Source organism: Gracilibacillus dipsosauri (assembly GCF_003176895.1).
In the GTDB taxonomy this organism is placed as follows: domain Bacteria; phylum Bacillota; class Bacilli; order Bacillales; family Amphibacillaceae; genus Gracilibacillus; species Gracilibacillus dipsosauri.
In genome coordinates this window covers 272,184-291,017 of the sequence record NZ_QGTD01000004.1, presented here as the reverse complement: position 1 = coordinate 291,017, position 18,834 = coordinate 272,184, and the positions used below count along the sequence as shown (strand labels likewise).

The 18,834-nt window shown below is 40.2% G+C and carries 16 protein-coding genes and 1 riboswitch; of the genes, 15 read left to right on the top strand and 1 reads right to left on the bottom strand.

Going from position 1 to position 18,834, the window contains the following annotated elements; translation table 11 throughout:
* Nucleotides 1-54: 54 nt before the first annotated feature.
* From DLJ74_RS03160 to DLJ74_RS20875, 3 genes are all read left to right on the top strand, one after another.
* A complete protein-coding gene (locus DLJ74_RS03160; RefSeq protein WP_109983317.1) occupies nucleotides 55-675 on the top strand; it encodes a LysE/ArgO family amino acid transporter in 621 nt (206 codons plus the stop codon).
* 334 nt (nucleotides 676-1,009) lie between these two features.
* Nucleotides 1,010-2,458: a carbon starvation CstA family protein gene (locus tag DLJ74_RS03155; protein WP_109983316.1), complete on the top strand. Its 1,449-nt coding sequence runs from the start codon at nucleotides 1,010-1,012 to the stop codon at nucleotides 2,456-2,458.
* Nucleotides 2,459-2,567: 109 nt separating this feature from the next.
* Entirely contained in the window at nucleotides 2,568-2,690 is a 123-nt protein-coding gene (locus DLJ74_RS20875) for a hypothetical protein (RefSeq protein WP_281269900.1), read from the top strand.
* Between the two features lie 252 nt (nucleotides 2,691-2,942).
* Here the strand turns inward: DLJ74_RS20875 and DLJ74_RS03145 are convergent, their stop codons facing one another.
* Nucleotides 2,943-4,139 carry an MFS transporter gene (locus DLJ74_RS03145; protein WP_109983315.1) on the bottom strand — a complete coding sequence of 399 codons (1,197 nt, stop codon included), beginning with the start codon at nucleotides 4,137-4,139 and terminating at the stop codon, nucleotides 2,943-2,945.
* Between the two features lie 65 nt (nucleotides 4,140-4,204).
* A riboswitch (purine riboswitch) is annotated at nucleotides 4,205-4,303 on the bottom strand.
* 276 nt (nucleotides 4,304-4,579) lie between these two features.
* Here DLJ74_RS03145 and iolG point away from each other — a divergent pair.
* From iolG to DLJ74_RS03085, 12 genes are all read left to right on the top strand, one after another.
* Complete coding sequence (gene iolG, locus DLJ74_RS03140; RefSeq protein WP_109983314.1) at nucleotides 4,580-5,590, top strand: inositol 2-dehydrogenase; 1,011 nt, start codon at nucleotides 4,580-4,582, stop codon at nucleotides 5,588-5,590.
* 15 nt (nucleotides 5,591-5,605) lie between these two features.
* The gene (gene iolB, locus DLJ74_RS03135; protein ID WP_109983313.1) at nucleotides 5,606-6,403 is read left to right on the top strand and encodes a 5-deoxy-glucuronate isomerase; all 798 of its coding nucleotides are present in this window, start codon (nucleotides 5,606-5,608) and stop codon (nucleotides 6,401-6,403) included.
* A 36-nt stretch (nucleotides 6,404-6,439) separates the two neighbouring features.
* On the top strand, nucleotides 6,440-7,432 hold the full coding sequence (gene iolC / locus DLJ74_RS03130; protein ID WP_109983312.1) for a 5-dehydro-2-deoxygluconokinase: 993 nt from the start codon (nucleotides 6,440-6,442) through the stop codon (nucleotides 7,430-7,432).
* A 13-nt stretch (nucleotides 7,433-7,445) separates the two neighbouring features.
* A complete protein-coding gene (locus DLJ74_RS03125) occupies nucleotides 7,446-8,285 on the top strand; it encodes a class II fructose-bisphosphate aldolase (RefSeq protein WP_109983311.1) in 840 nt (279 codons plus the stop codon).
* A 21-nt stretch (nucleotides 8,286-8,306) separates the two neighbouring features.
* The gene (locus tag DLJ74_RS03120; RefSeq protein ID WP_109983310.1) at nucleotides 8,307-9,752 is read left to right on the top strand and encodes a CoA-acylating methylmalonate-semialdehyde dehydrogenase; all 1,446 of its coding nucleotides are present in this window, start codon (nucleotides 8,307-8,309) and stop codon (nucleotides 9,750-9,752) included.
* Between the two features lie 36 nt (nucleotides 9,753-9,788).
* Nucleotides 9,789-11,711, top strand: a complete 1,923-nt coding sequence (iolD, locus tag DLJ74_RS03115) for a 3D-(3,5/4)-trihydroxycyclohexane-1,2-dione acylhydrolase (decyclizing) (RefSeq protein WP_109983309.1) — start codon at nucleotides 9,789-9,791, stop codon at nucleotides 11,709-11,711.
* An 11-nt stretch (nucleotides 11,712-11,722) separates the two neighbouring features.
* Nucleotides 11,723-12,619: a myo-inosose-2 dehydratase gene (gene iolE / locus DLJ74_RS03110; RefSeq protein WP_109983308.1), complete on the top strand. Its 897-nt coding sequence runs from the start codon at nucleotides 11,723-11,725 to the stop codon at nucleotides 12,617-12,619.
* A 110-nt stretch (nucleotides 12,620-12,729) separates the two neighbouring features.
* Nucleotides 12,730-13,737, top strand: a complete 1,008-nt coding sequence (locus DLJ74_RS03105; protein ID WP_054861327.1) for a LacI family DNA-binding transcriptional regulator — start codon at nucleotides 12,730-12,732, stop codon at nucleotides 13,735-13,737.
* Nucleotides 13,738-14,022: 285 nt separating this feature from the next.
* Nucleotides 14,023-15,273: an ABC transporter substrate-binding protein gene (locus DLJ74_RS03100; protein WP_109983307.1), complete on the top strand. Its 1,251-nt coding sequence runs from the start codon at nucleotides 14,023-14,025 to the stop codon at nucleotides 15,271-15,273.
* 67 nt (nucleotides 15,274-15,340) lie between these two features.
* The gene (locus tag DLJ74_RS03095; protein WP_109983306.1) at nucleotides 15,341-16,210 is read left to right on the top strand and encodes a carbohydrate ABC transporter permease; all 870 of its coding nucleotides are present in this window, start codon (nucleotides 15,341-15,343) and stop codon (nucleotides 16,208-16,210) included.
* Complete coding sequence (locus DLJ74_RS03090) at nucleotides 16,203-17,036, top strand: carbohydrate ABC transporter permease (protein ID WP_054788779.1); 834 nt, start codon at nucleotides 16,203-16,205, stop codon at nucleotides 17,034-17,036. The genes DLJ74_RS03095 and DLJ74_RS03090 overlap by 8 nt, the downstream gene beginning before the upstream one ends.
* A gap of 28 nt (nucleotides 17,037-17,064) precedes the next feature.
* Complete coding sequence (locus tag DLJ74_RS03085; protein WP_109983305.1) at nucleotides 17,065-18,777, top strand: hypothetical protein; 1,713 nt, start codon at nucleotides 17,065-17,067, stop codon at nucleotides 18,775-18,777.
* Nucleotides 18,778-18,834 lie beyond the last annotated feature (57 nt).

The following is an 18,834-nucleotide window of genomic DNA, read 5'->3' as shown; positions in this document are numbered from 1 at the left end:
AGACATCTTAAAACATAGGAAGTATGCTAGAAGAAAAAGTTGGGGGATGAAAAAATGCAGGCACTTATTCATGGAATCATTTTAGCGTTTGGGCTCATCTTACCATTAGGAGTCCAAAATGTATTTATTTTTAACCAAGGGGCAACACATAAGAAATTCATAGATGCTTTTCCTGCTATCATTACGGCGGGGATTTGTGATACGATCCTTATCTTTATGGCTGTCAGAGGGATATCGGTCGTGGTATTTAATGTGGAGTGGCTCTCGACTTTGTTATTTTTAGTTGGATGTATCTTTTTAATCTATATGGGATTTGTGATGTGGAGAAGTAGTCCAGAAGCAACGAACACGGAAGAGCAACACCCTTTTTCTTTAAAGCGACAGGTTACTTTTGCTGCTTCGGTATCTATATTTAATCCACATGCTATTCTAGATACGGTTGGTGTGATTGGGACTAGCTCTCTTGCTTACACTGGTCATGAAAAACTGCTCTTTACTGTTGCATGTATAGTAGTTTCTTGGATTTGGTTTTTCCTATTAGCAATTTTAGGTAGCAAGATTGGGAAGCTTGGAAACAGTGGGATGCTGTTAAAGCGAGTGAATCAAATTTCAGCAATGATTATTTGGGGGATGGCTGTCTATTTAGCGTATAATTTTTATTTGTTTTTTGATTAATTTTTATTCGAAATATAGTTCGTTCTCTATAGATTTAAAAACTTCTTAGAATATCCCGAAAAGAAGTCACAAAGTTGTACTTTTTGAAACGCTCCTCTAGTTGTCTCGTCCATTGGATAAAATGGGTTTTTTATAAGAAAAAGGATGGAGACACCCCCATCCCTTTCATTTGTCTTCATTAAAATAAGAACTACCTTTAAATTTGATACGCATAACTGCACCACAAGTAAAGGAGATTCGGAAAAAGTATCTGAAAATTTCGAAATAACATTGCTTTTTCCTCCTATACTATATTATTATAATACTACTTTTCAAATAAAGGGAGGGTTCAGCGGTGGTTACTTTTATAGCATCTATTGTATTGTTAATTGTTGGCTACATTGTTTACGGGAAGGTGGTTGAACGAATTTTTGGCATTAATGACCAGAATGCAACACCTGCCTATACAAACAACGATGGTCTTGATTATATGCCAATGAGTTGGTGGAAAGCGAGTTTGATTCAGCTATTAAATATCGCTGGAACCGGCCCGATATTTGGTGCAATAATGGGCGCACTATATGGTCCAGTCGCATTTATATGGATTGTTATTGGTTGTATTTTTGCTGGGGCGGTACATGATTACTTTTCAGGGATGATATCGCTTAGACATAATGGAGCTCAATTTCCGACACTTGTCGGTAAATATTTGGGCGGTAAAATGAAATTCTTTACGACGATTGTTTCAATTATTTTAATGGTGTTGGTAGCAGCAGCTTTTACGGCAGCGCCTGCCCAGTTATTAACACAAATAACACCACTTAACACGACGACTTGGTTGGTGATCATTTTCGCGTATCTTATACTTGCGGCGATTCTACCAATTAATAAAATAATCGGAAGAGTCTATCCTATATTTGGAGCTATCTTAATTTTTATGGCTGTATCAATCGGTATTGGAATGTTCTTCTTTTTTGATCATCCCATTCCAAATTTAACATTAAGCAATTTACACCCTGGGGAAATGCCTATTTGGCCATTGTTAATGGTAACCATATCTTGTGGAGCGATTTCTGGATTTCATAGTACACAAAGTCCAATTTTAGCTCGAACTTTAAGAAAAGAAAGTGAAGGTAGAAAAGTATTTTATGGAGCAATGATTGGTGAAGGCATTATTGCTATGGTTTGGGCAGCAGCAGGGATGACCTTTTTTGGTAGTACGGGTGCATTACAATCAGCACTTACAGCAGGAGGTCCAGCGGGAGTGGTTAATGAAATCAGTATAATCACGTTAGGTGCATTTGGCGGATTCATCGCCATTTTAGGTATTGTTGTTCTCCCAATTACCACGGGTGATACGGCATTACGTTCTTCCAGAATGATGTTGGCGGAAATGTTAACCCAACTGACGAAGAAAGATTTTAATGGGAAAAAGAAATTAGCTTTACTTACCATACCTGTGACTGGTGCAACACTATATCTAATGACGATTGATTATAGCTTCCTCTGGCGTTATGTTGGGGGCTCGAATCAGATTGTTGCTGCGGTGATGTTGTGGACAGCAACCATGTATTTAGTAAAAAATAACAAGTTTCATTGGATCTGCAGTATTCCCGCTTTGTTCATGACAGCGGTAGTAAGTACGTATTTCTTCTATGCACCAGAAAGCTATAACCTAGACTATGGTATTTCTCTGGTTTTAGGAATGGTTATTTGGTTGGCTGTACTTGCTTGGTTTGTATCGCAACTTATTAAACATAAAAGAGCTAGCACTCGTGAAGATTCGCAGTTAAGAGTAGGATAGTGAGGGAAATTGCTAACCTCATGTAGAAAAACGCTATGTTGAAAAAGAGGGAATATTTGAGGATGGCCGTCAAAATAAAGTAATAACAGCTTATACAGAGGAAGCTACCATGAAATCGACCGAGCAAAATTTAGATCGTCTTAACACAGGTCATTTAGATATGGTCTTCGTTCATGATGTTTCGCTTAATCCCCATAGAGATGAATGGATTACAAAATTTGATGAAGTTTGAAATGGCGCCTTTCGTATCTTAAGCCCCCTTCGTGAAGAGGGGGTGATCAAATCATGGGAGTTGGGGTCAATACAACCGAACCTATGGAACTAGTGATGGATCTGGAAGAAGCTCAGCTTAATGTCGGCTTATCTGCCACTCAATCCACGCTTTTACAGCATGAGCATGCCTTAGAGCGCATGCTGCCAAAAGCTGAGGAAAAAGGTGTAGGAAGTCCATTTTCTAGGCTGTCTTCTACTATTTTCGCTTCGGTTAATCATTCATTTGATTTTGCAAAGCTATGGTCGCACGATTATTTTCTCTTGCAGTCGTTTTCCTTGTTAAAGAAAAAACAGCACACCCTAAAGATACGATGATAAGAACCCCACCAAACCAAGACGTATGAGCTACAGTACCAGTTTGACTTAACACAATACCCCCAAAACCTGATCCAATCGAAATACCTACTTGCAAGGCTGAATTATTAAAGCTTTGTTGAATATCCGATGTAGCAGGATCAGTTTGAATCAAATAGCTTTGTTGTGGAGGAGCTAAACTCCAGCTTAACGCAGCCCAAATCATCATAATTGGTATAAATACAATAAGCGAAAAAGTAGTGAATGGTAAGAGGAATAACACGACAGCAAAAGAAAAAATAACGACAATGATACTTTTTTGAGCTCCCATCGAATCGGAAAGAGCCCCTCCGAATGCTCCACCACTTACCGCTGCAATTCCAAATAATAGATAACAGATACTGATCCAACTTGAATTTAGCTGAAGTTCCGTTTCTAAAAATGGAGTGAAGTACGCATAAAGTGTGTAATGTCCTGCTAGCATAAACATGGTTGCAAGATGTGCACTACCTATCTTTAAGCTGCTCACTGCCTTTAATTGTTGTGAAAGTGGAACCGTGTTTTCCCCAGATAACCGCTCCAAGAAGATCGAAATAAGCACAAAGGAACCTATCGATAAAATAGCAATCCCGAGAAAAATAATACGCCAGCCAAATTTATCGGAAATCAGAATTCCCAGTGGCACGCCCATGACAAGCGAGGAACTAATGCCCATATAAATGAGGCCTAGAGCCTTTGCTCGGTGTGCTGGTGAAACAACTTTTGCAGCTATCGTTAAGGACAGTACAACGATAAGTGCTGTACTCATTGCGGTGATAACTCTTGCAATCATCATAAAGGTAAAATTCGGACTGAAATAGGTCATGATATTACCTATGAAGAAAACAGATAGAGATAGGAGATATAATTTCTTTCGCTCCATTTTGCTAGTTAAGACTAATAGCACAGGGCCGGATACAGCATAAATAAGTGCAAAAATCGTGATGAGTTGTCCTGCTGAGCTTAAGGAGATATTTAAATCATCTGCAATAGTTGGAAGGATGCCACCAATAATTAATTCAACTAGTCCAACTGCAACAGTGGATAATGCTAGTATGAAAACTTTGACATTCATATTTTGTTTTACGTCCTTTCTAGTAAAAATTTTTTAGGAAATATAAAAAAATCCTGATTACAGAAAACGAATCATTCATTTTCTGTAATCAGGATTTTACGGTTCCTGGTAGAGACCCTCACGCCATATTCTGAGGTTATACAGGTATTATTCATTTATAAGCGAGCACTTTAAATAGTCTACTAGCTATTGTATAATTTTTCAAGTAGTAAAACTTAGTTGCAACACTACTTTTAACCAATAGAAGTGTTAATTATCCATAAAAAATAATTTCATAACTGTTGACTACACCTCCATAAAATATTATGATGATATTAGTTAAGCGCTTTCCCTAAAAAAGAGCATATTAAACAAAAAGCAATTCCATTTATTTTTTTTAAAAAAGTTAAGCGTTTTCTTTTCGTAAAATGTTGGTCATCTTGATTAAAGGAGTATATGCTATGGCGGATATGACAGTAGGAATTATTGGTGCCGGGAGAATTGGACAATTACATGCCGAATATATCATGAGTATGTCCTCCATTGAGTTGAAAGGTATTTGTGATATTGAAATCGACCATTTGAAAGGGTCCATGATGGAGAAGCATGTTCCGGTGATAACAACAGACCCATCTATCCTTATAGAGGATGAAGAAATGGATGCAATATTTATCTGTTCCTCTACAGATACACATTGCTACTATATCGAAAAGTGTGCACAAGCAGGAAAACATATTTTTTGTGAGAAGCCTATTAGCTTTAGTCTAGAAGAAACAAAGGCTGCTTTGCGAAAGGTGAAGGAAGCAGGTGTTCATTTACAAATCGGCTTCAATAGGAGATTTGATACACATTTCAGCAAGGTATATGAAGCTGTATCAGCAGGGAAGATTGGCAGGCCTCATATTATTAAAATTACCTCACGAGATCCTGAACCTCCGAGCGAGGCGTATATTCAATCATCTGGCGGTATGTTTATCGATATGACGATCCATGATTTTGATATGATCAGGTATTTATCTTCCAATGAAGTCGAGTCCGTATCTGTCGTTGCTGCTAATTTGGTTGATCCATGTTTTCAGAAGTATGATGATGTCGATACGGCGATTATTACCCTGACATTTGAGGATGGGTCGATCGGGGTTATCGATAATAGTCGGCGAGCGGTATATGGGTATGATCAACGGATCGAAGTATTTGGCGAAAAAGGTGTCGTAATGGCGGATAATGAGCGGGAATCAAATGTTCAGATTGCAACAAAGGAGTCGGTGACATTGGATCACCCTAAGTATTTCTTTTTAGATAGGTATAAACAGGCTTTTTATCGGGAGATTCAAGCTTTCGCTAGAGCGATTATCGATCAAACACCAGTAAGCTGTACAGGGGAGGATGGACTAGAAGCGCAAAGGCTAGCAATTGCGACAAGGCTGGCATGGAAGGAAAATCGTACAGTCCTACTGAGTGAAATTGAATAGAGGGAGGAATGCGTGATGGCTTCATTATTACAAAAGCCTCATCCGAAAGATCATGAAGGTAATATTATTCGAGTCAGTCCTGAATCTGCTGGATGGAAGTATGTAGGCTTTGAAGTGTATCAGCTCTCATCAGGGGAGATTTTGAGAAAGGATACGAATGAAAATGAGGTGTGTATCGTACTTCTTAGTGGAAAGGCCGATGTGCAAACAAAGGATCAAACTTTTGAGAATATAGGGGAAAGAATGAGTATTTTTGAAAAAATTCCTCCATATTCTGTTTATGTGCCGAATCAGGATCAATTTATGATTGAAGCAAAAACAAAGCTTGAGGTTGCTGTATGTTTAGCGCCAGGGAAGTCCCATTACAAAGCAAGGCTAATCGAACCGAAGGATGTTGATCAAGAGGAGCGCGGTTCAGGGAAAATGAGTAGGAGGATTCATCATATTTTACCTGAGCAAAAAGAAGCGGATAGCTTACTCGTAGTGGAGGTTTTTACACCTGATGGGAATACCTCGAGCTATCCCCCACATAAGCACGATCAGAACAATCTACCAGAAGAGTCTTATTTAGAGGAAACGTATTATCATCGTGTGAATCCATCACAAGGGTTTGTGTTTCAACGAGTGTATAATGATGACAGAAGCTTGGATGAGACAGTGAGTGTGGAAAATCGTGATGTCGTCCTCGTGCCAGAAGGTTATCACCCTGTATCATCTGTACCTGGCTATGAGTCGTATTATTTAAATGTGATGGCAGGACCAGTGCGAACATGGAAATTTCATAATGACAAGGATCATGAGTGGTTATTTTAGACTAGGTTAAGCGCTTTACAAAAAAGGAGGATAAGGATGTATCACTTAGACTTTCGATCAGATCGCTCCATGGATTTAGTCGGGATTGGCAGGCTTTGTATTGATTTAAATGCCGATCAATTTAATCGCCCAATGGAAGAAACGACGTCGTTTACGAAGTATGTCGGTGGCTCACCAGCGAATATAGCGATTGGAGCAGCTCGGCTTGGATTAAAGAGTGGATTTATTGGAAAAGTGTCTGATGATCAGATGGGCCGCTTTATTCAGCAATACTTGAAGGAAAACAATCTTGATGTAAGTGGTCTATCCCTTGATGATACGGGTGCTGTCACAGGGCTTGCTTTTACCGAAATAAAAAGTCCGGAAGAATGTAGTATCTTAATGTATCGAGATAATGTCGCTGATCTTAAGCTAGACACTTCGAATGTATCAGAGGAATATATTCGCCAAACAAAAGCATTATTAATATCAGGGACAGCCTTGGCGGCAAGTCCTTCTCGGGAAGCGGTTTTTCTCGCATTAGATTATGCGAAAAAGCATGGAGTAGTCGTCTTCTTCGATTTAGATTATCGCGCGTATACTTGGAATAATGAGCAGGAAACAGCGATTTATTATAATCTGATAGCGGAAAAATGTGATGTGATCATTGGTACTCGAGAAGAGTTTGATATGATGGAGCAATTTGAGAGCTTCCGTCAAGATGATCATCAAACAGCACAAAAATGGTTCCACTATGCTGCCGAAATTGTAGTAATCAAACATGGCGAAGCAGGATCGATCGCCTATACAAAGGAAGGGAAATCAGAGCGAAGTGGTATTTTCAAAACAAAGGTATTAAAAACCTTTGGAGCAGGAGATGCCTATGCGTCGTCTTTTATCTACGGATTAATGAATGGCTGGGAGTTAAATCGAGCCATGGAGTTCGGAAGTGCTTCTGCCTCGATTGTTATTTCTAAGCATAGCTGTTCAGAGGCGATGCCAACTGTCGAAGAAATTCAAACCTTTTTAAAAACAAGCAGAAAAGAATGAGAGTGGATGAACGATGCTAGTAACCTTAAATGAGCTATTAGATCAGGCTTTAGCAAAAAAATGTGCGATTCCTGCCTTTAATGTATTCGGTTATGAGGATGCGAAAGCAGTAATCGATGCGGCGGAGGAGCTTCGTGCACCTGTGATTTTGGCAACAAACAAAGTCGCGATACATCATATGCCGATTGATGTAATCGGAGCCATGCTTGGGAAAATGGCGAAAAAAGCAAGTGTGCCTGTAGTGGTGCACCTCGATCATGGGCAGGATTATGAGACAGTGGCAAAGGCAATCGCAGCAGGCTATAGCTCTGTCATGTATGATGGATCTGCCTTACCATTTGAGGAAAATGTCAAGAATACAAAGGATGTAGTAAAGCTAGGTCATGGATTTGGCGTTTCTGTAGAAGGAGAAATCGGATCGGTAGGATATAGTGATGCGACACAGAACCATGGTCGGTTAACAGATCCTCAAGAGGCAAAGGAATTTGCGGAAAGAACAGGGGTAGACGCATTAGCAGTCGCGGTCGGAACGACACATCGAATGGAGACACAATCGGCTTCTGTGGATTATCCGTTGATTGAAACGATTCAAGGGCTTGTTCGTCAACCACTAGTCATGCATGGTTCGACTGGCTTACCCGATAAAGCTTTACGACAAATTAGTCAAATGCATTTTTGCAAAGTAAACATTGGGACAGCGATTCGGATGCGTTTTGGTCATAGTCTGCGCAAAGCTATGCAGGAAAAGCCGGATGTGTTTGATCGGCTTGAGCTAATAAAAGAACCAATGCGAGAAGTGAAAGAGGAAGCGATAAATAAGATGAAATTGTTACAGGCAAACCTTATGAATTAACAGGAAAGGGTGAAGGGTCCCATGACTAGATTACAAAATTTTATTGGTGGAGAATGGGTCGATATAGAGAGTCATCAAGAAGAGGTTGTCTTTAATCCCGCAACAGGAGAAGAATTAGCACGTGTCCCATTATCGACAAAGGAAGATCTAGATAGGGCGGTGAATGCAGCCAAAGAAGCATTTGCCTCATGGAAGGAAGTAGCTGTACCGAAACGCGCGAGAATTCTGTTTAAGTACCAGCAATTATTAGTCGAGCATTGGGATGAGCTAGCGGAAATCATTACAACAGAGAATGGAAAAAATTTAAAGGAAGCACATGGGGAAATGCTTCGTGCCATTGAATGTGTAGAATTTGCTTCCGGTGCACCTACTTTAATGATGGGGTCACAGCTTCCATCGATTGCGACAGGACTAGAATCAGGCGTTTATCGCTATCCGATCGGCGTGGTTGGTGGAATTACGCCATTTAATTTCCCTGGAATGGTACCTTGCTGGATGTTTCCGTTGGCGATTGTAGCAGGAAATACGTTTATTTTAAAGCCATCAGAAAAAACACCACTCCTCGCCAATCGTTTGGCTGAACTGTTTACAGAAGCAGGACTGCCAAAAGGGGTGTTAAATATTGTGCATGGTGCGCATGATGTCGTAAATGGCTTATTGGATCATCAGGATGTGAAGGCGATTTCCTTTGTAGGATCACAGCCTGTAGCGGAATATGTCTATAAAAGAGGGACACAGAATCTGAAACGAGTGCAAGCACTAGCGGGAGCTAAAAATCATTCGATTGTTTTACAGGATGCCCATTTAGATAATGCAGTAACCCAAATTCTAAATGCATCCTTTGGTTCAGCTGGAGAGAGATGCATGGCGTGTTCTGTAGTGGCCGTAGAAGAAGAGATTGCTGATGACTTTATCGATTTATTAGTGAAGAAGGCGAATGAAATTACGATTGGTAGTGGGCTTGACGAGAATGTCTTCTTAGGACCTGTGATTCGTGACGAGCATAAAAAGCGGACATTGCAATATATCGAAACAGGACTAGAAGAAGGGGCCCAATTGATCCGTGATGGCAGAACGGACCAAAAGAGTCAAGCGAAAGGGTATTTTGTTGGACCGACGATCTTTGACCAGGTTACGAGTAAAATGAAAATTTGGCAGGATGAAATCTTTGCACCAGTCTTGTCGATTGCACGAGTCAAGAATCTGGAGGAGGCGATCGAGCTTACAAATCAATCCAGATTTGCGAATGGTGCCTGTTTATTTACCAATCATGGTGGAAAGGTTCGAGAATTTCGCGAAAAAATCGATGCTGGTATGCTAGGGGTCAATATCGGGGTGCCTGCACCGATGGCGTTCTTTCCTTTCTCAGGCTGGAAGGATTCCTTTTATGGGGATTTGCATGCGAATGGAAAAGATGGATTAGAATTTTACACACGTAAGAAAGTAGTCACCACACGCTGGGTATAGAAATAGTCTTCTGATTAAATCAAATGGGGTGATCGGATGAAATTAACCACTTCACAAGCACTAATGAAGTTTCTTAATCAGCAATATATCGAAATAGATGGCCATGAGCAAAAATTATTTAAAGGGATATTCACTATTTTTGGACATGGAAATGTATTGGGGATTGGTCAAGCGTTGGAAGAAGATAGTGGGGATTTAGAAGTATATCAAGGGAGAAGTGAGCAAGGGATGGCCCATGCTGCGGCCGCCTTTGCTAAGCAAACGGGCCATCAGCAGCTAATGGCATGCACGACATCTGTTGGCCCAGGATCTGCGAATATGGTGACAGCAGCGGCCACCGCAACGGCAAACAATATTCCCATATTATTAATTCCTGGGGACACATTTGCCTCTAGACAGCCAGACCCTGTTCTACAGCAGATTGAACAACCACACGATTCGACGATCTCGACAAATGATGCCTTTAAGCCAGTGAGTAAATATTGGGATCGAATCACAAGACCAGAACAGCTAATGACAGCACTAATTCAAGCGATGAGGGTACTAACAAGGCAAGCCGACACAGGTGCTGTAACGATCGCTATCCCACAGGATGTGCAAGCAGAAGCCTATGATTTTCCTGCGTATTTTTTCGATAAAAGGGTGCATCGTTTTGATAAGAGAAAGCCGGATGATCGTGCATTAGATCGTGTGGTTGAATTAATCGCTAACAAGAAAAAACCGCTGATTATTTGTGGTGGCGGTGTTCGGTATAGTGATGCTGGGAAAGAGCTAGCCAAGTTCACCGAGAAATATCAGATCCCATTTGCGGAGACACAAGCAGGTAAGAGTGCGGTGATTAGCGATCATCCAATGAATTTAGGTGGTATCGGGGTAACGGGCAATTTTGCTGCTAATCAGATCGCGAAGGAAGCAGACGTCATCATCGGCATTGGTACAAGGTTTACAGATTTCACGACATCCTCCAAGCACTTGTTTCAGCATCAAGACGTCGAATTTGTGACGATCAATAATTCAGCCTATCATGCATCGAAATTAGATGCTCACCCATTAGTAGCGGATGCAAAAGTGGCTATTGAACAGCTTGATCAGCAACTAGCCCATCGTCAATACCAAACAGAATACAGTGACGAAATTAGCAAAATAAAACGAGCATGGCAGCAGGAAGTCGAGCGCTTATCATCGATTCAATATGTGAAGGGCTTGAAGCCAGAGGTGGAGGGACATCTGGACGAGGAATTAGCGGAATACGAAAAGGCTTTAAATACGTCACTTACCCAGACACAGGCAATTGGGGTTATTCAACAGCATATTGCCGATGATGCAATTATTGTTGGTTCATCAGGTAGTCTTCCAGGGGACCTTCAACGAATGTGGATCAACCGTAAGCCAAATACGTATCATCTAGAATATGGCTATTCCTGTATGGGTTATGAAATTTCCGGATCATTAGGAGTAAAATTGGCTTCCCCTGACCAGGAGGTATATGCAATGGTGGGGGATGGTAGCTATTTAATGCTCCATTCTGAATTAATTACAAGTGTTCAAGAAGGGCAGAAAATCAATGTACTACTGTTTGATAATGCAGGATTTGGCTGTATTAATAATTTACAAATGGATCATGGAATGGGTAGCTTTGGCACAGAGTTTCGCAAGAGGGATCATCAAACAAAGCAGCTGACAGGCGAAATCATGGCGATTTCTTATGCCCAAAGTGCGGCTGCATATGGGGTGAAAACCTATACGGCAACAAATGCCCAGGAGCTAGTCGAAGCATTAGAGGATGCGAAACATCAATCTATTTCCACCTTGATAGATATAAAGGTTTTACCAAAGACAATGACACATGGATATGATGCTTGGTGGAATGTAGGTGTGGCGGAAGTGGCTAAAAAACCAGTGATTGAGCAAGCAGCAAAAGAACGGCAAGTGAATCTAGCAGCTGCAAGAAAATATTAAGGGGGGAGAAGATGTTTCGTAAAGAAGATATCCAATTAGGGATTGCACCGATTGGCTGGACCAATGATGATATGCCAGAATTAGGTGGGGACATCCCATTTGAGCAATGTATTAGTGAAATGGCATTAGCAGGCTTTACTGGTACAGAGATAGGCAATAAATATCCGAGGAATATCGATGAGCTAAAGCAGGCATTGCAGCTGAGGGGACTTCAGATTGCTAGTGCCTGGTTTAGTGCCTATTTAACGACAAAGCCATATGAGGAGACGGAAGCGGCCTTTATTCAGCATCGGGATTTCCTCCATGCCATGGGAGCTGAGGTGATCGTGGTATCGGAGCAGGGTAAAAGCATTCAAGGGGAGATGGATACTCCGTTGTTTGAAAAGAAGCCAAAATTCAGCGATCAAGAATGGCAGACACTAGCACAAGGGTTAAATCGATTAGGAGAGCTAGCACAGCAAAAAGGATTGAATTTGGTCTATCATCATCATATGGGGACAGGTGTACAGACGGCAGACGAAATAGATCAGCTAATGAATCTCACAGATGAGAATCTAGTCTATCTATTATTTGATACTGGTCATCTCTATTTCTCTGGTGACGATCCGCTCTATATTCTAAAAAAGTATCTTGACCGTATTAAGCATGTCCATTTAAAGGACGTAAGAGCCGATATTGCCAAACAGGTTCGAAATGGACAGCAAAGCTTTTTACAAGCAGTGAAGCAAGGCGTATTTACCGTTCCAGGAGATGGTGCCTATGATTTTCTACCAGCATTTGAGATATTAGCAAAATCGAGCTATAAAGGCTGGCTCTTAGTGGAGGCAGAACAAGATCCTATCAAGGCAAATCCACTTCAATATGCTCTAATTGCAAGAAATTATATACGAGATAAAGCAGGTATTTAAAACGATAAATAGTTTGAACTATAATTACAATATTATTTTGTCGATCAAATATGATAAGATAATATTGTAATTTTATTTAAGTCATAGGTTAATAGAAGTTGGTGAGATGATTGAAGGTTACCATTTATGATGTGGCCGAAAAAGCAGGCGTTTCTATCGCAACAGTATCGAAGGTAATTAATAATACGGGTAATATGCGAGAATCCACAAGGCAAAAGGTCATGAGGGTAATGGAGGAACTGAATTATTATCCGAGTGTGATGGCTTCTGCTTTAACGGGAAAGAAGACACAAACACTCGGTTTATTAGTACCAGATATATCAAACCCTTTCTTCTCGGAAATGGCGAGGACCATAGAAGACAGTGCACATGAACAAGGTATGAGTGTGATCATGTGCAGTACGGATGAGGATGAAGAAAAAGAAAAAAAATATTTAGAATTGCTACGAAGAAAACAGGTAGACGGATTTATCATCGCCTCCTCCTTTCGTGAAAAAAAGCTATTAGAGGGTATCAAGAGTGCAGGAATTCCAATGGTGATGTTAACGCAAAATTCAGGTACATTAGGAGTTACCTCGATATCTGTCGATGATTTCACTGGTGGCTATGAAGCTACCTCTCATTTACTGTCATTAGGTCATGAGAATATTGTCATTATTACCGAACCAAGGCTAAGCAGTAAAATGAGGTTGTACGGGTTTAGAGAGGCCTATGAGACTTATGGCTTTTCCTATAAAGAAGAGCTCGTAATGGAAACAGTCGCCTCGATGGAGAATGGCAAGCAATGCTTCCAGGAAATTTTTCAGAAAAAAAAGCGTCCTACGGCTGTGTTTGCTTGTAATGATTTAATAGCGATTGGTGTCATTCAAGGGGCTAGAGAGCATGGCTTGAACATACCAGAGGATCTTTCCATTGTTGGTTTCGATAATACAATTCTTGCAACGACAACTGTTCCTTCCCTAACAACTGTTGCCCAGCCGATCAAGGAGATGGGAAAAAAGGTGGTGGATGTGATTGTCGATCATATTCAACATGGCGAAAAGAACGCAGAGCGGATTTTGTTTAAGCCAACATTAATTGCAAGAGATACTACAGGGAAACCGCATAAAAATGGATAAATTTAGATTAAACGCTTAACTTAATATGCTAGATAAGTTAGAAGAACAATGTGAATGGCATTGTTCTTTTTTCTGTTATAGCATAGATGATAGATTAGAAACCCAATATTAGCAAGCTTTTAAGGAAAAAAATAAAAAAACTCTTGTATTATTCTATCATAGTTGTTACAATACAATTTAAGAAAGCGCTTAACTAAAACAAGGTTATTAGGGAAAAGTACTATTTTTTTACACGATAAGGAAAGCCCTTACAATTAAACGATTTTTAAAAAGGAGAGGTTATGTGTGAAGAGAGCATTTTTATTGGTCATCGTATTCCTAACGACTTTTTTGGCAGCCTGTTCAGAGTCAGGATCTAGTGGTGATGGTGGGTCAGAATCAAGTGACAAAATGCAATTTTATGTTTCAGGCGATACGGTAGAAGGCTCTGCCTTAACAAAAATGTCCGAGAAGTATACAGAAGAAACAGGAGTAGAAATTGAAGTAGTAGATGTTCCTTATGATGATATGGTCACGAAGATTACGAATATGATGCGTGCAGAAGAACCTCCAGCACTTGCTCGTGTGACAGGATTTAACCCTGCCTGGCAAGGAAAGCTCATGGATTTAACAGAGATTGCAGAGAAAAATAATGTCATGGTCGATATGGGAATTTCGGTTGACGATCAATTAGTCGCACCACCATTAGATCTTACTGCTGTTGGGATGTTTATTAATAAGTCATTGTTTGAAGAAGCGGGAGTAGCTTATCCAACAACAGAAGAAGAGATTTGGACATGGGAAGAATTTATTGATGCAATTCATTCCGTCGTGGAAGCCACCGATGCCCAATATGGCATGGTAATGGATAATTCCGAGCATCGATTAAATGCCTTTTTATACCAGCATGGAAGTAAAGGGTTTTATCAAGAGGGTGATGAATATACCACAAATGATGAAACAAAGGATGCACTAAAAAGATTTATCGATTGGAATGATAATACGATCATGCCGAAAGCGGTTTGGACAGCAGGCGAAGATGCGTCGTCCATGTTCAAGAGTGGTCGAGTAGCCGCATATATGTCAGGCTCTTGGCAAATCACGGACTTTGCATCGAATATTAAAGATTTTGAATGGGAATCCGTTTATATGCCGTACGAAGATGTAAGGGCTACCAACCTAGGTGGTAACTATTTAGTTGGGTTTGAAGGATCTGGTCAAGAAGAGCAAGCAAAAGAATTTATTGATTGGTTATATCAAAAGGAAAACTATGAACAGTTAGCGACATATGGTGGTTACTTACCTGTAACAGAGGATGCAGAAGTGGATTATGAATTAGCTCCAGAAGCCTATGAAATCTATCAAAAAGAGATTGCGGCATCTGATCCGATTGCAAGTCAGCAACGGAATGAATTAGTGAAAAAACAATTGGTATCACAAAGAAGCCTAGGTAGTGTTCTAGCAGAAGAAATGATTACCACATTAAATGGTGAACAGAGCCTAGATGAGGCGATAGAAAATGTAAAAAACCAAATGACAGATGCTTATGTAGAGTGATCGAAGGAATAGCGACCATTGTAGATGGTCGTTATTCCTTCACAAGTACGAAAGGGGGGCGAACTCCATGAAGGATACGAATAAAAAATGGGCGTTTTTATTTATCGCTGCAAACCTCGTGTTGTTTTTAATCTTTTTTGCATGGCCAGCTATTTTAGGCGTCTATTATTCTTTAACCGAATACAACGGGAATGTAGCCACATTTATCGGGTTGGATAATTATATCAATCTATTTCAAGATTCTAGCTTTTATAAGGCTTTATCAAGAACATTTATCTACACGGCATTAGGTGTTCCGTTAGTCTATGTCACCTCCTTATTTGTATCGGTGATGCTTACAAGCAAGCATACGAAGGGTAAAAATGTCGCTAAGATTATTTTCTTCTTTCCATGGTTAGTTTCTCCGATTGTCGTAGGGGTGCTTTGGAGATGGATGTTTGGGGAGAGCTTTGGTTTTGTTAATTTTATCATTCAATTGATTGGCGGAGACCCGGTTCCGTGGTCATCCAATGGTAATTTTGCCTTCATCGTTGTTTTATTTGCAACGGCATGGGGAGGTACCGCTTTTAATATGCTGATATTTATAGGGGCGATTATTAGTATCCCTCAATCGTTATATGAAGCGGCAGATGTGGATGGGGGTTCAGGATGGCAAAAATTCTGGCATATTACGCTTCCTTCCATTCGATCAACCTCTTTCTTAGTCATTTTATTAGCTGTCTTTAATTTGATGAAGGAGTTCCCGATGGTTCAATCCTTAACAAATGGCGGACCAGGAACGGACACGACGTTTATTGTGCAATATATCTATGAAACAGGCTTTGACCAAATGAGGGTAGGATATGCAAGTGCCGCATCGATGGTGTTATTTGTGATCCTGTTAGTTTTCTCATTAATCCAATTTAAATTTGCGAAAGGGGGAAGGGTAGATGAATAGTAAATTAACCGATAGATTTTCTACCGTCATGTTGACTACGGCACTGTTTATCGTTGCTTTAATGTACCTTTTCCCTATTCTTTGGCTACTATTAAGTTCCCTAAAACCAGGAAGTGAATTGTTTTCGTATCCTCTATCTATTATTCCGGAAAATCCAACCGTTGATGGTTTTGTATATTCATGGTCTACGATGGAGTTTATTAAATATTTTTGGAACACCTTAGTCGTAGCGATTATTACCACTGTATTAACGGTCATTGCAAGTGCAACGTGTGGATATGCCTTAGCGAAATACCATTATAAGTGGTTAAATGTCTTTTTGATCTGTATGCTCGCGACAACGATGCTACCAACAGAGGTTATCATGACTCCTACCTTCTCTGTTATCCTAGATCTCGGTCTATATGATAGCTTATCTGGGTTAATTATTCCTTCGATCAATACGGCGACAGGTATATTCATGTTTCGGCAGTACTTCATGACAGTACCAAATGATTTAATCGAATCAGCAAGGATTGATGGAGCGAATGAGGGTAGAATCTTTTTCGGATTAATGCTACCAATCGCAAAGCCTGTCGTGATCACATTAGCGATATTCTCGTTTCAATGGCGATGGAATGATTATATTTGGCCACTCATTGTACTAAGTGACCCTAATAAATATACGGTACAAATCGCATTACGTAGCTTAATTGGAGCAGATAATATTGATTGGGTGCTACTGCTTTCATCCTCTATCATCTCACTTGTTCCAATGATTCTCATTTTTATTGTATTCCAGCGTTATATCATGGATACAGGCGCTACATCCGGACTCAAAGGATAGAATAGGGATATCTGCGGGAGGTAAGGTAATGAAATGGTATCACCAAATAGTCGAGAAAAATGATGACATAACGGAAAGTCAATTAGAACATCAAGTGATGGATAAAAATAGTAAATACTTTGGCGGAATTACGAATCAAGCTACTGGGATTCCAAGTCCTAGTCATACGGGTACGTGTAGTGTAATAGGAAGTTGGGTATGCTCCTATGTGAATGCAGATGCTGAATACTATCATTCCCATGAACTAGCAGAGAGAATGGAATTGGCATTAGATTATATGTTAACCCAGCAGCACGAGGATGGGACGATATCACCAGGCTGGACAAATTACCATTCCCCACCAGATACGGCATTTATCATAACAGGTTTTGCCCAAATATATTGGTTACTACAAAAAGATGGTTCTAGATTGGCTGAAAAAGTAAACTTATTTCTTAAAAGAACGATCCCAGCAATGTTAACAGGTGGTTGTCATACGCCTAACCATCGATGGGTGTTAACCTCTGCGCTTTCCCATCTTTACACCATTTTCGAGGACCCCGCCTTAAAGGAAAGGGCGGAGCAATGGCTACAGGAAGGCATGGATATAACGAAAGACGGGGAATGGACAGAGCGCAGTAACGGAATCTACAATTCTGTCAGTAATATATGTCTATATCACACGGCATCATTGTTGGGCAAACCAGCATTATTCCAATATATTAGAGAAAACCTTGATATGATGAAGTTTCTTGTGCATCCAGATGGAGAGGTTGTAACAGATTACTCTGGCAGACAGGATTTAGGGAACCGATATGATCTAACCCCATATCATTTAATCTATCATTTAATGGCATACAAGGATGATAACCCGCAATATATGGCGATGGCTGAATTAGCATTAGATCGATTGAGTGAAGTAGGACCTGTCAATAACCATCTCATGCTCGGGTATTTGTCGTTTCCTTTTTTGCAAGAGGAGAAGGTGGAGAAAGCAGAGCTACCAAAGGAGTACGAGATTTTCATTAATGAGAATTATCCGGTGAAGGAAAGCCTGGATAAAATGGATGAGGTGGGTCACCATTCGAAAATAGTCCATAGTAGTATACATCCATCATTCGGTGCCCAAACCGTAAGATATCGAAAGCAAAATAGAAGTGCAACTATTATGGGAATGAATCCATCGATTTTTTCTTTGTATAATGGAAAGGCAAAATTATTAGGAACACAAATCTATACAAGCTTTTCGCCAGGTGTGGTTGAATTTGATGCTATTCATAGGATAGAAGGTGGTTACCGGTTATCCACTACTTTAGAGAAGGGCTATACAGGACCACTGCCAAGCTCGTACACGAATCAGGAAGGGGAAAGAAGCACATGGTACTTACTTCCTCATCAATTAAGGCCACCGACCCATACACAATTCCTCCAAATAAGTGTAGATATCTTGAAGGAAGAAAATAATTGGACGATAGCTTTACAAACTGATCCGTTAGAGGATGTTTTTATACAGGTTGTCTTTATTTTTAATCAGGAGGCAATGATTCGTTCGGATGGTGTTAGTGAAATTGATAAGAATAACTACCTCTGGAAGGATGGTCAGCTAAATATCCGTGAGGGCAATGATCGCATGTCCATTTCGCTGGGAGCATATGAGCATTGGCAAAAGTCTTTAGGTAGCATGAACAGTAGTGAGAACATTCAAGAGTGTCGGGTGAATGTCCTTTCTCCTGTGAATAAACGGTTTTTGATAACTATTTAAAAGATGAATGTCATACAGGGTAAGGAGCTTAAATTGGTTAAAGTTTTTAGTCACCAT